The sequence below is a fragment of the Variovorax sp. LG9.2 genome (genome assembly GCF_035018885.1).
GTDB lineage: Bacteria > Pseudomonadota > Gammaproteobacteria > Burkholderiales > Burkholderiaceae_C > Variovorax.
In genome coordinates, this window is sequence record NZ_JASJXB010000002.1 from 108,112 (window position 1) to 127,758 (window position 19,647).

Annotated in this window: 18 protein-coding genes and 2 pseudogenes; 7 read left to right on the forward strand and 13 right to left on the reverse strand. The window is 63.8% G+C overall.

Annotation, left to right across the window (positions count from 1 at the left end):
- Positions 1-32: 32 nt before the first annotated feature.
- The 4 genes from upp to QN413_RS02605 all read right to left on the reverse strand — a co-directional run bounded on the left by upp (position 33) and on the right by QN413_RS02605 (position 4,373).
- On the reverse strand, positions 33-662 hold the full coding sequence (gene upp / locus QN413_RS02590; protein ID WP_323495098.1) for a uracil phosphoribosyltransferase: 630 nt from the start codon (positions 660-662) through the stop codon (positions 33-35).
- A 161-nt stretch (positions 663-823) separates the two neighbouring features.
- A complete protein-coding gene (locus tag QN413_RS02595; RefSeq protein WP_323495099.1) occupies positions 824-2,128 on the reverse strand; it encodes a cyclopropane-fatty-acyl-phospholipid synthase family protein in 1,305 nt (434 codons plus the stop codon).
- On the reverse strand, positions 2,125-2,955 hold the full coding sequence (locus QN413_RS02600; RefSeq protein WP_323495100.1) for a DUF1365 domain-containing protein: 831 nt from the start codon (positions 2,953-2,955) through the stop codon (positions 2,125-2,127). Before QN413_RS02600 ends, QN413_RS02595 begins: the two co-directional genes overlap by 4 nt.
- The gene (locus QN413_RS02605; protein ID WP_416352122.1) at positions 2,952-4,373 is read right to left on the reverse strand and encodes an NAD(P)/FAD-dependent oxidoreductase; all 1,422 of its coding nucleotides are present in this window, start codon (positions 4,371-4,373) and stop codon (positions 2,952-2,954) included. Before QN413_RS02605 ends, QN413_RS02600 begins: the two co-directional genes overlap by 4 nt.
- A 134-nt stretch (positions 4,374-4,507) precedes the next feature.
- Between QN413_RS02605 and QN413_RS02610 the strand changes: the two genes are divergently transcribed.
- Entirely contained in the window at positions 4,508-5,167 is a 660-nt protein-coding gene (locus QN413_RS02610; RefSeq protein ID WP_323495101.1) for a sigma-70 family RNA polymerase sigma factor, read from the forward strand.
- Positions 5,164-5,820, forward strand: a complete 657-nt coding sequence (locus QN413_RS02615) for a ChrR family anti-sigma-E factor (protein WP_323495102.1) — start codon at positions 5,164-5,166, stop codon at positions 5,818-5,820. The genes QN413_RS02610 and QN413_RS02615 overlap by 4 nt, the downstream gene beginning before the upstream one ends.
- Positions 5,821-5,863: 43 nt before the next feature.
- On the opposite strand, the gene QN413_RS02620 is transcribed toward QN413_RS02615, so the two are convergent.
- From QN413_RS02620 to QN413_RS02650, 7 genes are all read right to left on the reverse strand, one after another.
- Positions 5,864-6,289 (reverse strand): DUF2177 family protein, encoded by a 426-nt coding sequence (locus tag QN413_RS02620; protein ID WP_323495103.1) that lies wholly within the window; start codon positions 6,287-6,289, stop codon positions 5,864-5,866.
- A 76-nt stretch (positions 6,290-6,365) separates the two neighbouring features.
- Positions 6,366-7,052 (reverse strand): DUF6134 family protein, encoded by a 687-nt coding sequence (locus QN413_RS02625; RefSeq protein ID WP_323495104.1) that lies wholly within the window; start codon positions 7,050-7,052, stop codon positions 6,366-6,368.
- Entirely contained in the window at positions 7,049-7,876 is an 828-nt protein-coding gene (locus tag QN413_RS02630; RefSeq protein WP_323495105.1) for a DUF1295 domain-containing protein, read from the reverse strand. Before QN413_RS02630 ends, QN413_RS02625 begins: the two co-directional genes overlap by 4 nt.
- Positions 7,869-8,423: a DUF2878 domain-containing protein gene (locus QN413_RS02635; RefSeq protein ID WP_323495106.1), complete on the reverse strand. Its 555-nt coding sequence runs from the start codon at positions 8,421-8,423 to the stop codon at positions 7,869-7,871. Before QN413_RS02635 ends, QN413_RS02630 begins: the two co-directional genes overlap by 8 nt.
- A gap of 29 nt (positions 8,424-8,452) precedes the next feature.
- A complete protein-coding gene (locus QN413_RS02640) occupies positions 8,453-9,496 on the reverse strand; it encodes a cyclopropane-fatty-acyl-phospholipid synthase family protein (RefSeq protein WP_323495107.1) in 1,044 nt (347 codons plus the stop codon).
- A gap of 90 nt (positions 9,497-9,586) precedes the next feature.
- Positions 9,587-11,011, reverse strand: a complete 1,425-nt coding sequence (locus QN413_RS02645; protein WP_323495108.1) for a URC4/urg3 family protein — start codon at positions 11,009-11,011, stop codon at positions 9,587-9,589.
- Positions 11,008-12,336 (reverse strand): GTP cyclohydrolase II, encoded by a 1,329-nt coding sequence (locus QN413_RS02650; protein WP_323495109.1) that lies wholly within the window; start codon positions 12,334-12,336, stop codon positions 11,008-11,010. The genes QN413_RS02645 and QN413_RS02650 overlap by 4 nt, the downstream gene beginning before the upstream one ends.
- 191 nt (positions 12,337-12,527) lie before the next feature.
- Here QN413_RS02650 and QN413_RS02655 point away from each other — a divergent pair, with 191 nt between their 5' ends.
- The 5 genes and pseudogenes from QN413_RS02655 (at position 12,528) to QN413_RS02675 (ending at position 18,546) form a co-directional block, all read left to right on the forward strand.
- The gene (locus QN413_RS02655) at positions 12,528-13,124 is read left to right on the forward strand and encodes a sigma-70 family RNA polymerase sigma factor (protein ID WP_323495110.1); all 597 of its coding nucleotides are present in this window, start codon (positions 12,528-12,530) and stop codon (positions 13,122-13,124) included.
- On the forward strand, positions 13,121-13,762 hold the full coding sequence (locus tag QN413_RS02660; protein WP_323495111.1) for a DUF1109 domain-containing protein: 642 nt from the start codon (positions 13,121-13,123) through the stop codon (positions 13,760-13,762). The genes QN413_RS02655 and QN413_RS02660 overlap by 4 nt, the downstream gene beginning before the upstream one ends.
- An 84-nt stretch (positions 13,763-13,846) precedes the next feature.
- Entirely contained in the window at positions 13,847-15,082 is a 1,236-nt protein-coding gene (gene sbcD / locus QN413_RS02665; protein WP_323495112.1) for an exonuclease subunit SbcD, read from the forward strand.
- Positions 15,079-15,648: pseudogene (locus QN413_RS02670) on the forward strand (AAA family ATPase); the annotation flags it as partial. The gene sbcD and the pseudogene QN413_RS02670, both read left to right, overlap by 4 nt.
- A 555-nt stretch (positions 15,649-16,203) precedes the next feature.
- Entirely contained in the window at positions 16,204-18,546 is a 2,343-nt protein-coding gene (locus tag QN413_RS02675; RefSeq protein WP_323495282.1) for an SbcC/MukB-like Walker B domain-containing protein, read from the forward strand.
- Between the two features lie 36 nt (positions 18,547-18,582).
- On the opposite strand, the gene QN413_RS02680 is transcribed toward QN413_RS02675, so the two are convergent.
- On the reverse strand, positions 18,583-19,092 hold the full coding sequence (locus QN413_RS02680) for a DUF1993 domain-containing protein (protein WP_323495283.1): 510 nt from the start codon (positions 19,090-19,092) through the stop codon (positions 18,583-18,585).
- Between the two features lie 251 nt (positions 19,093-19,343).
- A pseudogene (locus QN413_RS02685) lies at positions 19,344-19,640 on the reverse strand (NIPSNAP family protein).
- Positions 19,641-19,647 lie beyond the last annotated feature (7 nt).

Genomic DNA, 19,647 nt, shown 5'->3' on the forward strand with positions numbered 1-19,647 from the left:
GTCAGCGAAACCGCGGAGTCGTGGCGCGAGCCCTATTTCGTGCCAAAGATCCGGTCGCCGGCGTCGCCCAGGCCCGGCAGGATGTAGCCGTGGTCGTTGAGCTCGCGGTCGATCGCTGCGGTGTAGATCGGCACGTCAGGGTGTGCGGTCTGCAGCGCCTTGACGCCTTCAGGGCAAGTCAGCAGGCAAACAAACTTGATCGACTTCGGGTTCAGTTCCTTCAGTCGATCGACGGCGGCGATCGCGGAGTTGCCTGTGGCCAGCATCGGATCGACCACGATGATGTCGCGGTCCTGCATTTCGCTCGGCATCTTGAAGTAGTACTCGACGGCGGTCAGTGTCTTGGGGTCGCGGTACAAGCCGATGTGGCCGACACGTGCGCCGGGCACCACGGTGAGCATGCCTTCGAGGATGCCGTTTCCGGCTCGCAGGATCGACACCAGCACGAGCTTCTTGCCGTCGATGACCTTGGTCGTCATGGTTTCGAGCGGCGTCTCGATCTCGATGTCCTGCATCGGCATGTCGCGCGTCACCTCGTAGGCCATCAGCATGCTCAGCTCGTTGAGCAGGCGGCGAAAGCTGTTGGTCGAAGCGTCTTTGCGACGCATTAAAGAGAGCTTGTGCTGGACGAGGGGATGGTCGACGAGGTGAACGTTGCTCATGGAGGGGCGGAGGCTTTCTGTGTTCTTGCGTTGCAAAAGAGAGGGCTGAAGATCGCCCTTCTTTTAGCAGGTGTCAAGCAAGAGCCAAGCCAATGCGCGGTCGACCCCAGACCGCTGCCACTCGGTCGTTTGTTGGCAGGGTCAGGCTGTCGTTGCAGCGCTTATGCTGCGGCGGCGCTTACGCCAGCGTTTCTAGTTTGGCCGCCGTGATCTGCATGCACCACGGTGAACAGGCCCACGTCCACACGGCCGGTTCTAAATCCGGCTTCGCAGTAGCACAGGTAGTACTCCCAGAGGCGTTTGAACGAGGCGTCGAAGCCCAGCGCCTCAATCGACGGCCACGCCCGCAGGAACCGGTTGCGCCACTCCGCCAGCGTGGTGCCGTAGCTGGCACCGAAAGACACCGCGGTTTCAAGCCGCATGCCGACTTGCGCGGCCTGTGTCTTCATGGCACTGACCGACGGCAACATGCCGCCTGGAAAAATGAAGCGCTGGATGAAATCGGTACCGCGCCGGTAGTGATCGAAGTAGTCGTCGGCAATGGTGATGACCTGCAGCACCGCCGAACCGGCGGGCCGTAGTCGCTGACGCAGCGTCTCGAAGTAAACAGGCCAGTAACGCTCGCCGACCGCTTCTAGCATCTCGATGGAAACGATGCGGTCGTATTCGCCTTGCACATCGCGATAGTCCTGCAGCCGCAGGTCGACGGCCTGCGTCAAACCTTCGTCGGCGACTCGTTTGTTAGCGTGGGCCAGCTGCTCGGTGGAAAGGGTCAGGCCGGTCACGCTGGCGCGATGCTTGCGGGCCAGCGCCAAAGCCAGCGCACCCCAACCGCAGCCGATTTCGAGCACCTTGCCATCGTCGGGCACGTCGAGCAGCGACACGATGTGGTCCAGCTTTGCAGCCTGCGCTTCTTCGAGCGATTCGTCGCCCGTGGCGTACAGGGCGCTGGAATAGAGCATGTCCGGATCCAGCCACTGGGCGTAAAAGTCGTTGCCCATGTCGTAGTGGAACGAGATGTTTTGGCGGCTGCCCCGCCGCGAGTTGGCGTGCATCAGGTGGAACAGCCGAGTGAGCCAGCGCGCCGGCAGCGAGGCTTCGAGCGCACGACCCCAATTCGCCTCGTTGCAAATCCCGAATTCAAGCAGCGCGGTGAGGTCTGTCGTCGACCAGTCGCCATCGCGGTACGACTCGGCCAGGCCCAGGTCGCCCTGCAGCAGCAAACGCACCAGCGGGCGCCAGCGATGCAGGCGTATGGAAGCCTGCGGGCCCGGCGCCGTGCCCCGGCCTTCGATGCGCTCGCCACCGGGCAGCTCGACGCTGAGCGTCCCACAGCGCACGTCGCGCAACAGTCGCGTCAGCAGCCGGCGCATCGGCCAACCTCCGAGCGACGACAGGGTCGAGGCAACGCCGCTGCGCGGTTCTTCGGTCTGGAGGCTGTTTGGCGGAGAAGAAGGTGTGCTCATGATTCTTCGGCTTTGATAACGGTCACCGACCGGGTCGGTGCGGGCGGCCGAACGTGCAACCGCACGCCCTTGACCCAGAGGCGCAGTGCCTCCCAGTGGATGGCGCCCACGACCTTCAGCGTGAGCAGGGGATGCGAAAAGAATGCCAGCAACAAGGCGGCATCGTTCAGTACGCGGCGATGTGCGTCGAGCCGTGCGAACAACATCGGGCCGTCGGCATCGCTCGCGGTGATGTCCAGGCGCATTTCAGGCTGGTCGACGTGGGGCGCTTGCACGCGAAAGCCGTAGTCCATCTGCAAACCGAGGAAGGGCGAGACGTGAAACTCCTTGGCGCAGTGCTGGTCGATCGGCGCACCCTGAGTGCTCCGGGCGCGCTGAACCTTGTCCACTTCGATCAGGTAACTGTGGCGTTCGCCGAACGTGTTGTTCACTTCGTAGAGGATCGCTTGCAACTCGCCATCGGGCAGGTGGCAGAAGTACACGCTGAGCGGGTTGAAGGCGTACCCGAGGATGCGCGGCATGCTCAGCAGGCGGATGGGGCCACCCGCGAGCAGGCCCGCGGCGGTCAACTGCTCATCCACCCGCTGGCGCAGGTTGTGGCCGTTGCCGTCCTTGCCCTTGCGCGCGCCGTAGTCGGCTTCGTGCAGGCTGAACAGGTTGAAATGATTCAGGGAAAAAAAACGCAGCCGTTGCGCCAGCTCCGGCAGTTCGTCGAGGTCGATCAACAGCGAGAAAACACGGTAGGCAAGTCGGTGGCGCGCGGGTCGCATCCGTTGATGCATGACGCGTCCGGGGTAGAGCGCGGACTGCTGCAGTGTCGTGTTCATGCGGTTTGACCATTCGTTGCGGCTTCGGCCATCGCGGGTCGAAGCACAGTCTTCAGCCGGATGCGATCGGACTCGTTGGCGACCGTCCAAGGCCGACGCACGCCGCCTATCGCCTCGGCCACCGCGAGGCCTGACTGCAGCCCGTCTTCGTGGAACCCCGAGCCAAAGTACGCACCACAAAACCAGGTGCGGTTATGACCCTGAAGCGACCACAACTGGTCTTGCGCGCGGATCGCGGCGGCATCGAACATCGGATGCTCGTAGGTCTCGCTGCGAATCAGGTGTTCGGGGCGGGGCTCTTGCATGGGGTTGAGCGTCAGGAACAGCGGCGTGTGGTCTGGAATCCCCTGCAGCCGGTTCATCCAGTAGGTCACGCACAAGGCATCGGGGCGAGTGCGATCGGCCGCGTAATTCCAGCTCGACCACACTGCGCGGCGTTGCGGCATCAGGGCTGGGTCGCTGTGCAACACGGCGCGATTGCGGCTGTAGCCGAAAGCTCCGAGCACACGCGATTCCTCGGCGTGCGCATCAGGCAGCAGTCGCAGCGCTTGGTCGGCGTGCGTGGCGATCACGACCTGGTCGAAACGCTCGGGCGCCCAGCCGGCTTCGGTGCAGACATGCACGCCCTCGTCGCTACGCCGGATTTCGACGGCGGCGTTGTCCAGGCGCAAACGATCGCCCATTCCCTTGGTGAGCTGCTCGACGTAGCGGCGGCTGCCACCTTCTACGGTGCGCCAGGCCGGCCGGTTGGTGAGCTTGAGCAGATGATGGTTTTCGCAGAACCGCACGAAGGCCTCGGTCGGGTATTCGCCGATGCGTGCGGCCGACGTCGACCAGATTGCAGCCGCCATCGGATACAGATGGTCGTCGCGAAACGCCCTGCCATAGCCCTGCATGTCGAGGTATTGGTCGAGCGGCATCAGGCCGGCGCCGGCGGCGTGCGCCGGTGCCTGACGATAGAACCGGACCAGGTCGCGCAGCATCGACCAGAAGCGCAGGCTGACGAGGTTGCGCTTTTGCGCGAACACGCCGCCCAGGCCTGTTCCCGAGTACTCGAGCGCACCGTCGTCCAGGCTTACCGCAAAAGACATCTCCGACGGTTTGGTCTCGACGCCGAGGTGCGCGAACAGCGCCGTCAGGTTGGGGTAGGCCGGCTCGTTGTAGACGATGAATCCCGTGTCGACAGCGATCACCGCACCGGCGCCACCTTGCGTGGATTGCACATCGACCGTGTTGCTGTGCCCGCCGGGCCGGGTGTCGGCCTCGAAGACGGTCACGCGGTGCTTTTGCGACAGCAGCCATGCCGCAGACAGACCCGAGATGCCACTGCCGATGACAGCGATATCGAGTGCCGCACCTGCATGGGCGGGGGGCGGCGTGCGCATCGTAGGCGCAGCGGCGGTCGACATCGTTTGCATACTGGGGCTCCTGGAATGCCTGAGGCCAGGTCTGAGGACAGGGCTTGGAGTCAATACGCGGCGGTTGGCCATTTGGATCACGGTATTTGTAATTCGACGTGATCTAATTCCCCGAGCGGGCCGTACGAAGCTGTATGAGCCCCGTCCCACAGTCCACGGTAGCAGCCTTGCTGGCCCAGACAGCCACGGCTGCCCGCCTGTCGGTCGTTACGTTGAAACAACCACGGGGAGCGATGCCGACAAGCGATGAACTGAACGCCCTGGTGCAGGCCATAGCGGCCGCGGGCGACCGGCAGGCTTTCGCTGCCCTGTTCAAGCATTTCGCGCCGCGCGTGAAGGCATTCCTGATGCGGTCGGGTACGGCAGAGGGTCTGGCCGAAGAGCTGGTGCAGGAGACCATGATTTCGGTATGGCGCAAGGCCGCCATGTTCAATCCGGCTCAGGCTGCGGTGTCGACCTGGATCTTCACCATAGCGCGCAATCTGCGCGTCGACCACTTCCGGCGCCAAGGGCAGCGCGAGGTGCAAGGCGACGGCACCGAAGCCGACGACATGCCGGACACGGCCCCCGCACTTGAAGATCAGGTGCGGACTGGCCGGCGCGAAAAGGGCGTTCGCGAGGCGATGTGCAAATTGTCGCCAGAGCAGGCGCAAATCGTGCGCCTGTCGTTCTACGAAGAGCATCCCCACTCCCGCATCGCGCTCGAGCTGGGCATTCCACTCGGCACTGTCAAGTCGCGCGTGCGGCTTGCCGTCAACCACCTGCGTCGATTGCTCGACGGCCTCGAACCATGATGAACCACCACCCGGACGATGACTTCTTGCTGGCCCTTGCGGCGGGCAATCTCGATAACGGCCCTTCGCTGGTCGTGTCCAGCCACGTCGAGGGCTGCGCGCATTGCCAGGAGCGCATTCGCGTGCTGGAAACGATCGGCGGCGACATGCTGGAGGCGCTTGACCCTGCAGTGCTTGCAACCGACGCGCTGACGAAGGCCCTGGCCGCCATCGACGCACCATCGCCGCCGGCGTTCCAACCGCCGACAGCGGTGGGGCTTCGCGCCGCATTGCCGGTCGGCATGAAGTGGCCACGGTCACTCCACGGCTGCACGACCACGCGCTGGCGTTGGCTTGGCCCCGGCATGCGCTGGAGCCGCGTGACGCTGCCTTACGACCGGGCTGCCAACGTGTTCTTGTTGCGCATAGGCGCCGGTAAAAAACTGCCGATGCACAGCCACAGTGAAGTCGAATTGACGCAGGTGCTGTACGGCACCTTCCACGATGGTCGGGCACTGTTCGGGCCGGGTGATTTCGACGAGGCCGACGGGTCCATCCTTCACCAGCCGGTCGTCCTCGCCGATGGTGAATGCATCTGCCTGGCATCGGTGCGCGGCAAGGTAATGTTCGAAGGTGCGATCGCCCGCTGGTTCGGCGGGCTGGTCGGGATGTAAAAAAACCGCTGCGTCGCAGCGGTTTTTTTTAGCTCCAGCGAAATCAGCGGCGGCCGATGAAATCGCTGATCCACCCGGTGATCCAGCAGGCTGCTGCGGCCGACACGGCAGTCACGAAAGTCCCCCAGCACAGGTCGGCCATGGTGACCTGTACAGGCCAGTTTTTCAGCGTCGCCTGGTTGGTTAGGTCATAGGTCGCATAGGCCACCAGCCCGAGCAAGGCGCCCGAGCCGAGCGCCGACAGCCAAGCCCGGCCGTTGACCGATGGCGCCACGCAGAAGAACACGACACCCACGATGTAGATCAGGTAGAACGCAATCGCCGGTGCCGGCGAAAAGCGCTCCAGCATCATGTTGCCGAGGGCCGGCCGGTAGAGCCGGTCGGCCATGGTGGTGAGCCAGATGGCATCTAGCCCCAGAAAGATGATGGCCGTGATGGGGTAGGCGATGAGGAAGTTTCGAATGGACATGGTGGGTGGTTCTCCTGCAACCATTACGACGCATGGCCGACCATGGATCACTTCAGACGCAATGCTTGCGCCACTTTTACTTCAACCGGTAGCTGAGCTTGCGGCCGCCGTCGACAGTCGAGTCGAGACCGAGCCAGTCGCCGTTGGCTGAGTACCAGACGTCGATCGGATTCGTGGCGCCCGTGATGCGCCACCGCGTCGCCACGGTCGATTGCCCGCGCACATCGATCTCGCCGCTACCGACGCGCGTGATCTGCACTTTTTCAAGCTTGCCGGTCTGCGCGTTGAGCAGTCGTGTCTGCGTCTGCAGGGCCGGATTCCAATAGGCGAAGCTCATCACGCAGCCCGCCACGGACAAGCCCGTGGCGTTATCCGCGAAGACCATGAGCCCTTCGCCTCCAGAGCTGCCTTCGCCTTCGGTTTGCGTGCGCACGCGCATGATCTTGCCATCGTCGTCCGTCTTCGAGACGAGGTCGGTCAAGCAGTTGCCGCGCCACTTCTCGACGACTTTGTGCTGGTAGCGGTAAGCCGATATGCCGATGAATCTGACGTCGAAGTTCGCCTCTCCGACAACTCGCCGCTCGTCGCCGGAACCGGTCACATTGAAGCGGTGTTCCCCAATGGGCTTGTCGTTCAGCGAGGCAACGAAATTCCATTCGCCGGTCGGTGCTGTCGCCGCATGGCTCGGTGCCGTTGCCAGCAGGCCGAACGAGAGCGAAAGCGCCAGCGTTTTACCGACATGGACAGCATGCAGCGCTTTCATGGCGTACCTTTGCGCGGCGGGCCCGGCACGAATGCGTTGGTCCGCTCGACGTATTCACGGTACTTCGGCCGGCGCTCAGCAATGTCCTTTTCGAGCAGCGTCACGCCGGACACCTTGAGCAGCAGTACCGTCATGAGCAGCGGCGAAACGACGCTCCACGCGCCGCCCCAGCCTGCGGCGGACAGCGCCATCAGCCACAGTCCCCACCAGACGCAGGCCTCGCCGAAGTAGTTGGGGTGTCTGGTATAGCGCCACAGGCCGCGGTCCATGACTTGGCCCTTGTGGGCAGGGTCGGACTTGAAAGTGGCCATCTGCTGGTCTCCGATGGCTTCGAAAACCACGCCGAAGATCGCGATCGACATGCCCGCCCAATCGAGCAAGCCGAGCGGGTTCGGTGCGACGACGCCAACGGTATTTCCCGCGACGACGCCCACGAACAACGGAGCCGAGACGATCCACGCGAGCACCACCTGCAAGGCGAAGATGAGGTACAGGCTTTTAAACCCGAAGTTCGGCTGGTTGCGGGCGCGGATCTCCTGATAGCGGCGATCTTCCCCGTGCCCCCAGTTGCGTACCGTGATGAACAGACTGAGGCGCAACGCCCACGCGACCGCGATGGCGATCATGCAAACGCTTCGAATGCCCGGCGCCGGCATTAGCACGAAGTAAACGCACCCCGCACCCGCGATCAAGATCGGCCACATGCGGTCGACCAGACTCACGTCGGTGCGCGACAGGCTCACCAGCCAGGTCAACACTGCCAGCACGGCGGTCACGCCCAATCCAGTCAAGGCTATCGGCCACATTGCAATCACCTCACGCATGAGCAGTCTCCGGAAGATCGGCATGTATGACCGCCTCGACGATCACGCCATCGAATCGGATCGACAACCAGACCAGCAGTGGCATCAGCACGGCCCAGCCAACGACCAGTTCGGCCAGCGCCGGCGTGGCATGAATGAACGACGCGCCGCCAAGCCGCACGCCCGACGCAAAAGAGGCCGGGCCGGCAATAGCGCCGAGCACGACGGCCAGCCACAGCCGCGGGCGCAGCCAGCGCAATGTCACGTTCAACTGGATCGCGAACAAGCCCCAAAGACCGATCATCCAGTAGGGCGGCAGATGGGCCAAGGGTTGCCCCGACGGATAGCCGATGTTGCCCAGCGCGACATGAATCGTCTCCGATACAAAGCCGATCAGGCAAACCAGCGCAACGAGTGCAGCCTCCTGCGCAGGTCGCGAGGAAACGGCGATGTGCCATGCGATCACCGCGAGCCCGCATGCCAATCCCCAGAGCGGCCGGTCGTGCGCGGCACCGAGCACTGCCGCGAACCAGCCGATCTGCGCCAGCACCACGTTCGCGAGTTGCATGGTCCGCGTTGGTTGCGCTGGAGCGACTGTCACGCGCGCTTCTCGAACAGGTAGTGGCTGACCCACCACCGCTGGCCTTCGTCGTAACCGAACAGCTCTTCGACCGACATGAAGAACAGGCGCCACCGCGTCCACCACACGTTGGCTTCACCACCATAGGTGCTCTCGAACAGCGGCATCAGTTCGCTGCGGTGCGCATCCATGTTGCGCAGCCACGCTGCCGACGTGCGCTGGTAGTGCGTGCCGTTCCAGCGCCAGCGTTGCAGCAGGCGCAAGTCGTCCTGGCAGTGCAATGCCAGGTCGTCGCTGGGCATCATGCCGCCAGAGAAAAAGTGCTTGCTCATCCAGTCGCTGGCATCGCGCTCGACGAAGGGGTAGGGCGCGTCGCGATGCGCGAACACGTGCATGAAGAAGCGGCCTCCCGGCCTCAACCATGAGGCGACGTTGGCGAATGCACGTGGCCAGTTCCGCAGGTGCTCGAACATCTCGATCGACACGATGCGGTCGAACTGCTCGTCGCTGCTGAAGACGTTGAAGTCGCGGGTGAGCACGCGAACGTTGGTCAGCCCGCGGCGCGTCGCTTCGGATTCGATGTACTCGCGCTGGGAGCTGGAATTCGACAGTGCGGTGATCTGGCTGCCGGGGTAGCGCTGGGCCATGAAGAGCGTCAGCGAACCCCAGCCGCAACCGAGTTCCAGCACCTGCTGCCCATCTTTCAGGCCGGCGCGTTCGCATGTTGCGTTGAGCGAGGCCGCCTCGGCCGCTTCGAGCGTGTCGACGCCGTCGGGCCAATAGCAACTGCTGTATTTACGATGCTTGCCGAGTACGGCGCCGAAGAACGCGGCCGGTACTTCGTAGTGCTGCTCGTTGGCCTTTTCGGGCAGAGGCGCCAGTTCAGCGCTGCGCATTGTTGCGAGAAAATCGCTGGTCTGATCAGACGTGGATTCGGTATCGGCGCTTTCCAGCTCGATCACCCGCGCTTTCAACAAGCGGCGGATGCCTGCCCGCACGACTCGGTCTGGCACGTAGCCCTGTTCGACCCAATGGATCGCGGTGGCAGTGTTTTGCGACATGTGCGCTTTCTTCTCCAGGCACACGATGTGTGTGATTCCAGAGCTGTTACGCAGCCCGATGCCGTTTGGATCTGCAGGTCGAATTCGTCTCTAGAAGACGGTGCCGTCGCTCTCGATCATCAGTGGCGGTGCGCCGTTGCGCAGGCGATGTGCCGACGCGCGTCCCGCCGCCCAGGTTCCGCCTTCAAGGACGCACGCCAGCGGCATATCTTCTTCCGTGCGGTTCAGCACCTTGCGCACACGCGGCGCCACTTCATCGAGCAGCGCGACCGTGAGCGCACGCCACTCCACGATGAACTCGTCGCTGACCTTCCAGCTGCGTTCGAGAAACGCAGGGTCCTTCGGCACGATGACCTGACTGTCGATCAGCAGGCCGCCGTTGCGGTATTCGGGCAGTGCGGTCAGCGTCTCCAGATGCCGCACCTTGACGCCGGCCCAAGCGAACGGCTCCAGCAATGAATAGGTCAGCCACTGCGAGAGCTTGTGAAACGGCATCCATCCATTGGTCAAGCCGGGGCCGGTCACTGCGCTGTGGCGCCAGCAATCGCCGAGCGCCAATGCCCGGTCGCTGGTGCCGAAGCCGCCGGCGTTGTCGCTGCCGTCGGCGGCCAGGCTGTCGATGGCGTTGGATGCCGGCCAGATGCCCGAGAACGAATCGAGCAACAGCGACAGAATCTCGTGCGCCGTGACCTCGGCCGTCGGTGGCGCGGCGGGGCCGTACGGGCCGACCAGCGCGTCGAACAGTCCGCCGGGCCGGCCGCTGTCGCCGAACACCTCGGGCTGCTCGGTCATCGCCTCGCCGAGCCTGCGCAACAGCATCGCGCGCCCGGCAAGGCCGATCAGCGGATTGGCTTCGCTCACTTGCAGTGCGTCGCCGAGACGGTCTGTGACGAGTGCCTTCAGACCGGCCGCGTCGGCCTGCAGCGGACGGTCGGGATCGGATGAAAACAGGCCGCTGGTGAACGCATGAAAGCTCGCCACGGCCAGGCCTTCTGAGCGCGAGAAGCTCTGGCCTTCTTCGTCGCCGAAGGCAGTTTCGATGTAGCGCCAATCGGGCCCGGCACCGGCGTCGAGCAACACGCTGACCAACGCCAGATCGATCTGCGCGCGGGCACGCTCACGCGATGTCGCGGCTTCGCCCAACAGGGTGTTCAACTCGGCCAGCCGGTCGACACCACCGGCCTCGAAATGGCGCCAGCGGCTGTGGTACGGAATCGTGTCCCACGGGTATCGTTCAAGCGTTACTTCTGCCACGGCCCGTGCGGCATCTTCGATGGTGCTGTCGTTGCCGATGGTGAACCACGCCGACTCGCCGCGCCGCGCGCGTGCCAGCAAGGCGGCCGAGCGCTCGCGGACAGCCGCAGTGGTGCGCAACAACGCCGCAGCGCCCGCCGCATGACTGCTGTCGTCGGTCAGCTCGACGATCGGATCGACATGGCCTTCCGCGTCCGCACTTCGAACGGCTGCGTTGTGTGTCGGGCGCTCCGGGTCGACGCCGTAGTTGTCGCGGCTCATTTGGCGAGCCCCCGACCTTTGGCCTGCTTCAACTCATCGGCATTGGGCACATGGCCTGGTGTGAAGTAGCCGGCGGCTTTCTTGGCGTCCATCTCGACCTTGGCGTCGGCTGGGATCAGGTCGTCCGGAATGTTGACTCGCTCGCCGATCTCGATGCCCGAGCCGGTGATGGCGTCGTACTTGAGATTGCTCATCGAAACCAGCCGGTGAATCTTCCGGATGCCGAGCCAGTGGAAGACATCAGGCATCAGCTCCTGGAAGCGCATGTCCTGCACGCCGGCCACGCACTCCGTCCGCGCGAAGTACTGGTCTGCCGTGTCGCCGCCGACCTGGCGCTTGCGCGCGTTGTAGACCAAAAACTTGGTGACTTCACCGAGCGCCCGGCCTTCCTTGCGCGAGTAGGCGACCAGCCCGACGCCGCCACGTTGCGCGCCCTGAATGCATTCCTCAATGGCATGGGTCAAATACGGCCGACAAGTGCAAATGTCGGAGCCGAACACGTCGGAGCCGTTGCACTCGTCGTGGATGCGCGCGGTGAGTTCGACCTCCGGATTCGCCAGATCGCGCGGGTTGCCGAAGATGTAGAGCGTCTGTCCGCCGATGGGTGGCAAGAACACTTCAAGATCGGAGCGCGTGACCAGCTCGGGGTACATGCCGCCGGTCTCCTCGAACAGCGTGCGGCGCAGATCGGTTTCGCTGCAACCGAAGCGCTTGGCCACGTCTGGCAAAAACCAGACGGGCTCGATCGCCGCCTTGGTCACCATCGCGGCACCGCCGGCGGTCAGGAACTTGCCGTCGGCCTTGAGGCGTCCGCTTTGCAGCGCCTCGATTACCTCCGGCAGGATGACGTGGGCCTGCGTGATGGCGATGGTCGGGCGGATGTCGTAGCCGGCCGCGAGCTCGCCCGAAAACACATCGGCCACCAGCGCGCCCCAAGGGTCTAGCGAGACGATCTTGCCGGGCTCGCTCCACTGCGGATAGGGGCCGATGAGGTCGGTCGGCGCGGTGTTGGTCAGGTCGGCGCGATGCTCGCGCTTGAGTGCGCCGGCCGCGACGGCGAGCGCGCGGTACACGCTGTACGAACCACTGTGGGTGCCGATGACGTTGCGGTGCGCGCGCGAGGTCGTGGTGCCGACGACCGGACCGCGTTCGGCCGCGCTGGCCGCTGCCCAACGGATGGGCAGCGCGCCGAAGCCGCCGCTGTGCGAGGTGAGTCGGATGTGGCGTTGAGCTGGTGTTGCAGGGACGGCCGGCAGCGGTGAGGGCAAGGCGCCGCCAACGGGGATGTCGACGGAAACTGCAATGTCGGGCGAAAGAGAGAACATCAGGGACGGAGGACCGGAAACAGCGGAAGCAGCGGGAGCAGCGGGAGCAAGAGAAGGAATCGAAACGGCATCAACAGACATTGCAGGCCCTCAAAAACATCAATGTAGCGACCCCCTTGAGAACTGGCAAGCCAGCGCACGGCACAATTCTTTGACCTCTTTTTTCGCCAGTGCCGTAACCGTTCCACCCCATGCCACGAATAACAAGGGACAGCGCGACGGGTGCGCGCGGCGCCAATGCCGGCGAAACGGTCGAGACCGTCCTTCGTGATTTGTTCCTTCGTGGACTTACCGGAGACGCCGCGGCGTACCACACGTTCCTGTCGAAACTCTGCGCGCACCTTCGCGCGTTTTTGGGCAAGCGCCTGTTCGGCTGGCCCGATGAGGTCGAAGACCTCGTACAGGAATGCCTGCTCGCAATGCACAACCAGCGTCACACGTACCAGCCCGACCAGCCCTTGACGGCATGGGTGCATGCCATCGCCCGCTACAAAATGATCGATCTGCTGCGCTCCAAATCGATCCGCGAGGCCTTGCACGATCCGATCGACGACGACCTCGAAGTCTTCGCCGCGTCGGCTACCGATGCCAGCGATGCCCGGCGCGACCTCGGCGGCCTGCTCGCCACGCTGCCCGACCGGCAACGGCTGCCGATCGTCCACGTGAAGATCGAAGGGCTGTCGGTCGCCGAGACCTCGCGGCTCATCGGCATGTCGGAGTCGGCCGTCAAGGTCAACGTGCACCGCGGCCTGAAGGCGCTGGCTGCACGATTCAGGAGCGCGCCATGAAGACCGACGATCTCGTGACGATGCTCGCCAATGGCGTGGCGCCCGTGCCGCGGCATGCGGCGTCGCGGCGCATGACCTGGGCGGTGGCCGTCGGCTTGCCGCTGTCGCTGCTGATCCTGTTTGCCGAATACGGCCTCCGGCGCGATCTTGTCGAGGTCATGTTCTGGCCGATGTTCTGGTTCAAGCTGCTTTTCCCGGCCTGCATCGCTGTCGCCGGCTTCGTGATGCTGCAGAGGCTGGCGCGGCCCGGAGTTCCGGTGCGGAATGCCTGGTGGGCTGCGTTGCTCCCGGCGGTGGGTGTGTGGCTGCTGGCGATCGTCGCCTGGCTCGGCGCGCCCGCCGATGCACGCATGCCGATGCTGATGGGGCAGACCTGGAAGACTTGCGCATTGAGCATCTGCCTGATCGGCTTGCCGGTGTTCGTCGCGGCGATCGTCGCGCTGCGCAGCCTGGCGCCGACCCGCCCTGCGCTCGCGGGCGCCGCAGCCGGTGCACTGGCGGGTGGCATCGGCGGCAGCGTCTATGCGCTGCACTGCATGGAGCTGGCCGCGCCGTTCCTGGCGGTCTGGTACGTGGGCGGTATCGTCCTGGCGATTGCGATCGGGGCTGTCGTGGGGCCGCGCTTGCTGCGCTGGTGATGCTGCAGGAGTGGGTGGGGGCGGGAGGAGTACGGAAGATGAGTTGGTGAAAATGAGCCACAGACCGACAGGGAACAAGAGCTGATGCGAATTCTTCACACCTCCGACTGGCATTTGGGCCAGCATTTCATGGGCAAGAGCCGCCAGGCGGAGCATCAATGCCTGATCGACTGGCTGCTGCTTCAAGTCGATGCGCATGCGGTGGATGCGGTGCTTATCGCCGGCGACATCTTCGACACCGGATCTCCCCCAAGTTATGCGCGCGAGCTGTACAGCCAATTGGTGGTTCGACTGCACGGCGCGGGTGTTGCGCTGCTGCTGCTCGGGGGCAACCATGATTCGGTTGCGACACTGGGCGAAAGCCGCGGATTGCTCGCCTGCCTGAGCTCGACAGTGATCGCGACGGTGGACGACCCCGCAAGCCAAGTCGTCGTGCTGCCGTTGCGGGGCGGCAAGGGTGAGGCGGGCTGCATCGTCTGTGCGATTCCATTCATTCGCCCGCGTGACGTATTGCAGAGCCAGGCCGGGCAGAGTGCCGACGAAAAACAGCAGTCCATGCGAGCTGCCATTCAGGCCTATTACCAATCGGTCTACGAGGCGGGCCGCGCACGGCAAGCAGAACTGAAAAGCGAACTGGGCCGCGTCGTTCCGCTGATCGCCACCGGGCATCTCACTACCGTGGGCGCCACCAGCAATGAGTCGGTCCGCGAGATCTATGTGGGCTCGCTCGATGCCTATCCCACGTCGGCGTTTCCGCCGGTGGACTACATCGCGTTGGGGCACATTCACAAGCCGCAAAAGGTCGGAGGATTCGATCACATTCGCTACTGCGGCTCGCCCATCCCTCTGGGGTTCGACGAAGCGCGCCAGCAAAAAGAGATGTTGCTGGTGGACCTGGGCGCTAGCGGGCTGACGGCCATCACGCCGCTGGTGGTGCCGCGGTTTCAGCCGTTGATTTCTGTCGGCGGCAACTTGGTGGCGCTGGCCAGTGCCATCACCGCAGCCGCTCTTGAAGGGTCTGCTGCGCGACCGGTCTGGCTGGAAGTCACCGTCGCGGAGGACGACTATTTGTCCGACCTGCCCGCGCGCATCGAGGTCATGACGCAAGGCTTGCCCGTGGAGGTTTTGCGCGTGCGGCGCCAGCGTGGCAATGCGGCAGCCAGCATGGCTGGCGAGGTGAGTGAAACGCTGGATGAACTCAGCCCCCACGATGTATTTTCGCGCCGATTGGCGCAAGAAGAACTGACGCCTGAACTGCTGGTGGCCTTGAGCCAGCGTTACCGAGCCATCGTGACCGGTCTCACGGAAGGTGCAGCATGAAAATTCTGAGTCTGCGCCTGAAGAACCTCAACTCACTCAAAGGTGAGTGGACGATCGACTTCACCAAATCCCCCTTTACCGACAACAGCCTGTTTGCCATCACCGGCCCCACCGGCGCGGGCAAATCGACCTTGCTCGACGCGATCTGCCTGGCGCTGTACCACGAGACGCCGCGCCTGAAGAGCATCTCGGCATCGGCCAATGACATCATGACGCGGCACACCGCCGATTGTCTGGCCGAGGTGGAGTTCGAAGTGAAGGGCGCTGTGTACCGCGCCTTCTGGAGCCAACGCCGCGCCCGCGACAAAGTCGACGGCGCGCTGCAGGCTCCAAAAGTGGAGCTGGCCAGCGTCGACCGGACCAGCCGCGCAGGGACGATCTTGACGAGCCAAAGCGGCGACAAGCTCAAGCGCATGGCGGAGATCACCGGCCTCGACTTCCCCCGTTTCACCAAGTCCATGCTGCTGGCCCAAGGCGGCTTTGCTGCATTCTTGAACGCTAGCGCCAACGACCGAGCCGAGTTGCTGGAGGAGCTGACGGGCACTGAAATCTACGGCGAAATCTCCAAGAAAGTGTTCGACGAGGCGCGACAGGCCAAGCAGCAACTGGAGCAACTCAAGGCTCGCGCAGACGGCGTGGAACTGTTGACCGCAGACAAGCGCGAGGCCATGCAAGGCGACGTGAAGCGTTGGGGTGATGAACTGCTGGGCGTGCAAGCCAACCAGCAGGTCACCCAAGCACAACGCCAATGGCAGCTGAACCTGGCGCAAAGCGCGCAAGAGGTGCAAAGCATGGAGGCGCAAGGCATTGCAGCGGCAGCGGCGCTGGAAACCGCCGCACCCGAACTTCGCCGCCTTGCCGACAGCGAGCCTGCGCAAACGCTCAAGCCGCTGCACCACGCTTGGCAACAAGCGCAAGCCGCATGCGGCCATAGCGAAACCGTGCTGGCAACGCTCCGCGTCGATCGGCAACGCGAGACCACCGCTCACTACCAGCAACACCACCTTGCCCAAACGCTGTCCAGCCGAATTGCGCAGCATGCACAAGACCAACTCACGCTGAGAAAAGGTGAGCATCAGCAGCTCACCGACTTTTGCGCAACGCACCCACAACGCGCCGCCTTGGGCGAACGCCTGGGCATTTGGCGGCAACAGTTTGACCAACGCCATCGGCTGCAACACAACCTCGTCACCCAGCAACAGGCTGTGCAGGCGTTGCTAGAAGAGCAAGTCGCCCGCAGCCGCAAGCTCACCGCACAGAGCGCGCTGGTGGATGCAGCGGCGCTGGCAAGAACCGCATCGGCGTCCGCGCAGCAGTCGGCGCAGGCCGCACAAGACCAACGCCTGGCAGGGCAAACGCCTGCGGGTTTGCGCGCGCTGTGGCAGGCCGAGCAGGGCCATCTGAACCGCTGGCAACAGCTGGAAGCTCTGGCCAAACAGCGTCGTGAACTCGCGACCCAGCAGGGCACGCTGGCGGCGGACGTGCAGCAAGGCAACGCCACGATAGGGACGCAAGCTGCCGCGGTGTCAGCGCTGCGGGAAGAATACAAAGCGGTGAAGGAGCAGGTTGCAGACAAGCAAAAACTGCTCGACCAGGAGCGCCGCATTCAAAGCCTGGATGCGCACCGCCTGGCATTGCAGCCCGGGGAGGCTTGCCCCTTGTGCGGTGCCGTGGAACACCCCGCAATCGATGCTTACCAGGCGCTCGATGTTTCAGCCACCGCCGCCACCTTAAAGCTCAAACAAGATGCGCTCGAGAAACTCAAAACACAGGGGGAAATCGCCGCCGCCGCTTTGGCTGCGAGCAACGCACGCCAAACACAGCGGATGAATAGTCAAGAGAAAGCCGCACAGCACATCAGCCAGTGGCAAACCGTTTGGACCGCGTCGATCAGCCAGGTGAAAACCACGCCCGCATTGACCGTTGACGATTGGCACAGCGCCGAGCACTTGGCCGGGGGACAGCAGGCCGTTGCGCAGGCACTCGTCCAGCTCACCAACGACCTGCAAACCGCCGACATGGGCGAACAGACGATTCAGCGCGCCCAGGCAGCCGCCAACCAAAGCGCCCAGGCGTTGCAGGCGGCACAGGGCCAGTTGGCCCTGCTGCAACAGGCGGCCGAGGAGTCGCAGGTGCGCCAGACGACGCTGGTGCAAACCGGTCAAACAAATCAGGAAGAGCTCGCGACCCTGGAGGCGAGCCTGCAAGCCACACTGGCCGAAGCCGGCTACGCGCTGCCAGCCGATCCCAAGCCGTGGCTACAAGAGCGAGACGGTGAGTGGCAACACTGGCAGCAGACCCAGCGCCAACTTCAGGCGCTGGCCCAAGCCATCACCCGCCAGCAAGCCCAGTGCGACGCGACACAGACAGAAGCCAGCTCGTGGGCGCAACGATGGACCGACCTCCAGGCCCGCGCGGATCAACCCGCGATGGCCTCGCCCGCGCACAAGGAAGTGGCGGCCGATGAACTGCCGGCCGCGCTCGCCGCTTGCACTCACGACATCGCCATCCTGACCCAAACCATCGCCGCCCTGACGGGCCGACATGCGCAGGCAGAGGCAGCTCTCGCGCAACAACGCGCAGCCTTACTGGACGCGGAAGGCGCGTGGCACACCGCCCTGAACGCCAGCCCTTTTGCCGACGCGCCAGCGTTCGAGGTCGCACTTTTGCCCGAGCCCGAACGCCAGCGCTTGAGTGCGCTGAAAGATTCACTGAACGCCGCGCAACAGCGGGCCAACGCACTGTTGCAGGCCGCACGCGACAAACAAACGCAGTTGGAAGTACAAGCACTCACGCCACTCACCGCCGAAGAAATCGTTGAGCAAATGGAGGCGCTAGAGGCGCAGCGCAGTGCCCTCAGCGAACAAATCGGTGCCCAGCGCGCCTTGCTTACGAGCGATGCGCAACACCGCCAAAACCAGCAAGCCCTGTTTGCGCAAATCAGCGAACAGACCGGAGAGGCCGATATCTGGCAACGGCTGGACGGCTTGATCGGCTCTGCCAGAGGCGACAAGTTCCGCAAGTTCGCCCAGGGGCTCACGCTCGACCATTTGCTGCACCTTGCTAACCGGCACTTGGCGCGCCTGCACGGCCGCTACCTGCTGCGTCGCAAGCCCACTGGCGAACTGGAACTGGACATCGTGGATGCATGGCAGGGCGATGCCACGCGCGACACGCGCACCCTGTCGGGCGGCGAAGGCTTCCTGGTCAGCCTTGCGCTGGCCCTGGCGCTGTCGGACCTGGTGAGCAACAAGACATCCATCGATTCGCTATTCCTCGACGAAGGCTTCGGCTCACTCGACGGCGACACCTTGGAGATCGCGCTGACAGCGCTGGATTCATTGAACGCCAGCGGCAAGATGATCGGCATCATCAGCCACGTGGAAGCGCTGAAAGAGCGCATCCCCGCGCAGATCCGGGTGGAGAAGGGCGGGGGGATTGGGCATTCGCGGTTGGTGGTGTAGTGCTGCCGGCGCAGCAACTGCCGCAAATTCAGGAGGTCAGTACGCGCCCATGAAGTCACGCTTGCCAATGGGCAAACCGTTGTGGCGCAGGATGTCGTAGCTCGTTGTCACATGAAAGAAGAACTGCGGCAGACCGTAGTTCGCGAGGTAGGTCTGCCCACTGAGCTTCTTTTCCTTCGGCGTGCCGGGGCGCAAGACGATTTCGGCGCTTTCCTTGCCTTCAAACTGCGACGCGTTGACGCCGTCGAGAAACGCCAAGGTTTGGGTCAAAAGCACATCCAGATCGCCAAAGCTCTTCTCTTGGCCTGCAAAGGCGGGCACCTCCACCCCGGCCAGACGCGCCGAAACACCACGTGAAAAATCGGCAGCAATCTGTACTTGCTTGAGCAGCGGAAACATGTCGGGCGCCAACCGCGCTTGCAACAGGGCGTCGGGCTCGATCGACTTGCTGGTGGCGTGCTCGCTGGCCTGGGCAAGGATGGTTTTCAGCGCCGTCAGCATCTGCTTGAAGACGGGGACGGAGTGGTTGTACATGGAGCTGGTCATGAGGGTATTTGTGGGTAAACGGAGGAGGAAGACGGTGAGGGGCAGCTGCGCCAAGGGCTGAGTGCTTTCAGGCGCGTGTAACCCTGGTTTGGACAGCTTTGGATGAGGCGCCTGGTTCGCGCTGCGATGGCCCCGCCGGGCACTGTAACCGGTCGCTGCGTGAGCCAAGTGCTGCGGAGCTTCAAGTCCCCGTGTCTTTGGCGCTGTCGGGCCTGGTGAGCAACAAAGCCTCCATCGACTCACTCTGCGGCTTATCCAAGTGCGGAAAACGACGTCGGCTTGAGGAATGAGTTGGCCGTGCGAGCCACGATCGGTCCATTGCTTTTGCTGGCCGTCCGGGCGGTCAGCCACTCTGCATCCTTAAAAAAGGCGTCCCACCGGACTTCGCGTTTGGCCAGATCGGTCTAGGCCAGCAGGTAGGTGAGTTCGTTGCTGTCGGGCCCGATCACCGGCGGGAAGAAACCGACGGGCCGGAAGCCATAGCGTTCCCAAATCCTTAGGGTGTGGTTTTGAAAGCGGGTCAGCATGTGTGGCATGCGTCCAAACATCGCTGTT

Bases quoted from the DNA above. Each gene is read 5' to 3' on its own strand.
- upp (WP_323495098.1), bottom strand. From the start codon at position 662: ATGAGCAACGTTCACCTCGTCGACCATCCCCTCGTCCAGCACAAGCTC.
- QN413_RS02595 (WP_323495099.1), bottom strand. From the start codon at position 2,128: ATGAGCACACCTTCTTCTCCGCCAAACAGCCTCCAGACCGAAGAACCG.
- QN413_RS02600 (WP_323495100.1), bottom strand. From the start codon at position 2,955: ATGAACACGACACTGCAGCAGTCCGCGCTCTACCCCGGACGCGTCATG.
- QN413_RS02605 (WP_416352122.1), bottom strand. From the start codon at position 4,373: ATGCAAACGATGTCGACCGCCGCTGCGCCTACGATGCGCACGCCGCCC.
- QN413_RS02610 (WP_323495101.1), top strand. From the start codon at position 4,508: ATGAGCCCCGTCCCACAGTCCACGGTAGCAGCCTTGCTGGCCCAGACA.
- QN413_RS02615 (WP_323495102.1), top strand. From the start codon at position 5,164: ATGATGAACCACCACCCGGACGATGACTTCTTGCTGGCCCTTGCGGCG.
- QN413_RS02620 (WP_323495103.1), bottom strand. From the start codon at position 6,289: ATGTCCATTCGAAACTTCCTCATCGCCTACCCCATCACGGCCATCATC.
- QN413_RS02625 (WP_323495104.1), bottom strand. From the start codon at position 7,052: ATGAAAGCGCTGCATGCTGTCCATGTCGGTAAAACGCTGGCGCTTTCG.
- QN413_RS02630 (WP_323495105.1), bottom strand. From the start codon at position 7,876: ATGCGTGAGGTGATTGCAATGTGGCCGATAGCCTTGACTGGATTGGGC.
- QN413_RS02635 (WP_323495106.1), bottom strand. From the start codon at position 8,423: ATGCAACTCGCGAACGTGGTGCTGGCGCAGATCGGCTGGTTCGCGGCA.
- QN413_RS02640 (WP_323495107.1), bottom strand. From the start codon at position 9,496: ATGTCGCAAAACACTGCCACCGCGATCCATTGGGTCGAACAGGGCTAC.
- QN413_RS02645 (WP_323495108.1), bottom strand. From the start codon at position 11,011: ATGAGCCGCGACAACTACGGCGTCGACCCGGAGCGCCCGACACACAAC.
- QN413_RS02650 (WP_323495109.1), bottom strand. From the start codon at position 12,336: ATGTTCTCTCTTTCGCCCGACATTGCAGTTTCCGTCGACATCCCCGTT.
- QN413_RS02655 (WP_323495110.1), top strand. From the start codon at position 12,528: ATGCCACGAATAACAAGGGACAGCGCGACGGGTGCGCGCGGCGCCAAT.
- QN413_RS02660 (WP_323495111.1), top strand. From the start codon at position 13,121: ATGAAGACCGACGATCTCGTGACGATGCTCGCCAATGGCGTGGCGCCC.
- sbcD (WP_323495112.1), top strand. From the start codon at position 13,847: ATGCGAATTCTTCACACCTCCGACTGGCATTTGGGCCAGCATTTCATG.
- QN413_RS02680 (WP_323495283.1), bottom strand. From the start codon at position 19,092: ATGACCAGCTCCATGTACAACCACTCCGTCCCCGTCTTCAAGCAGATG.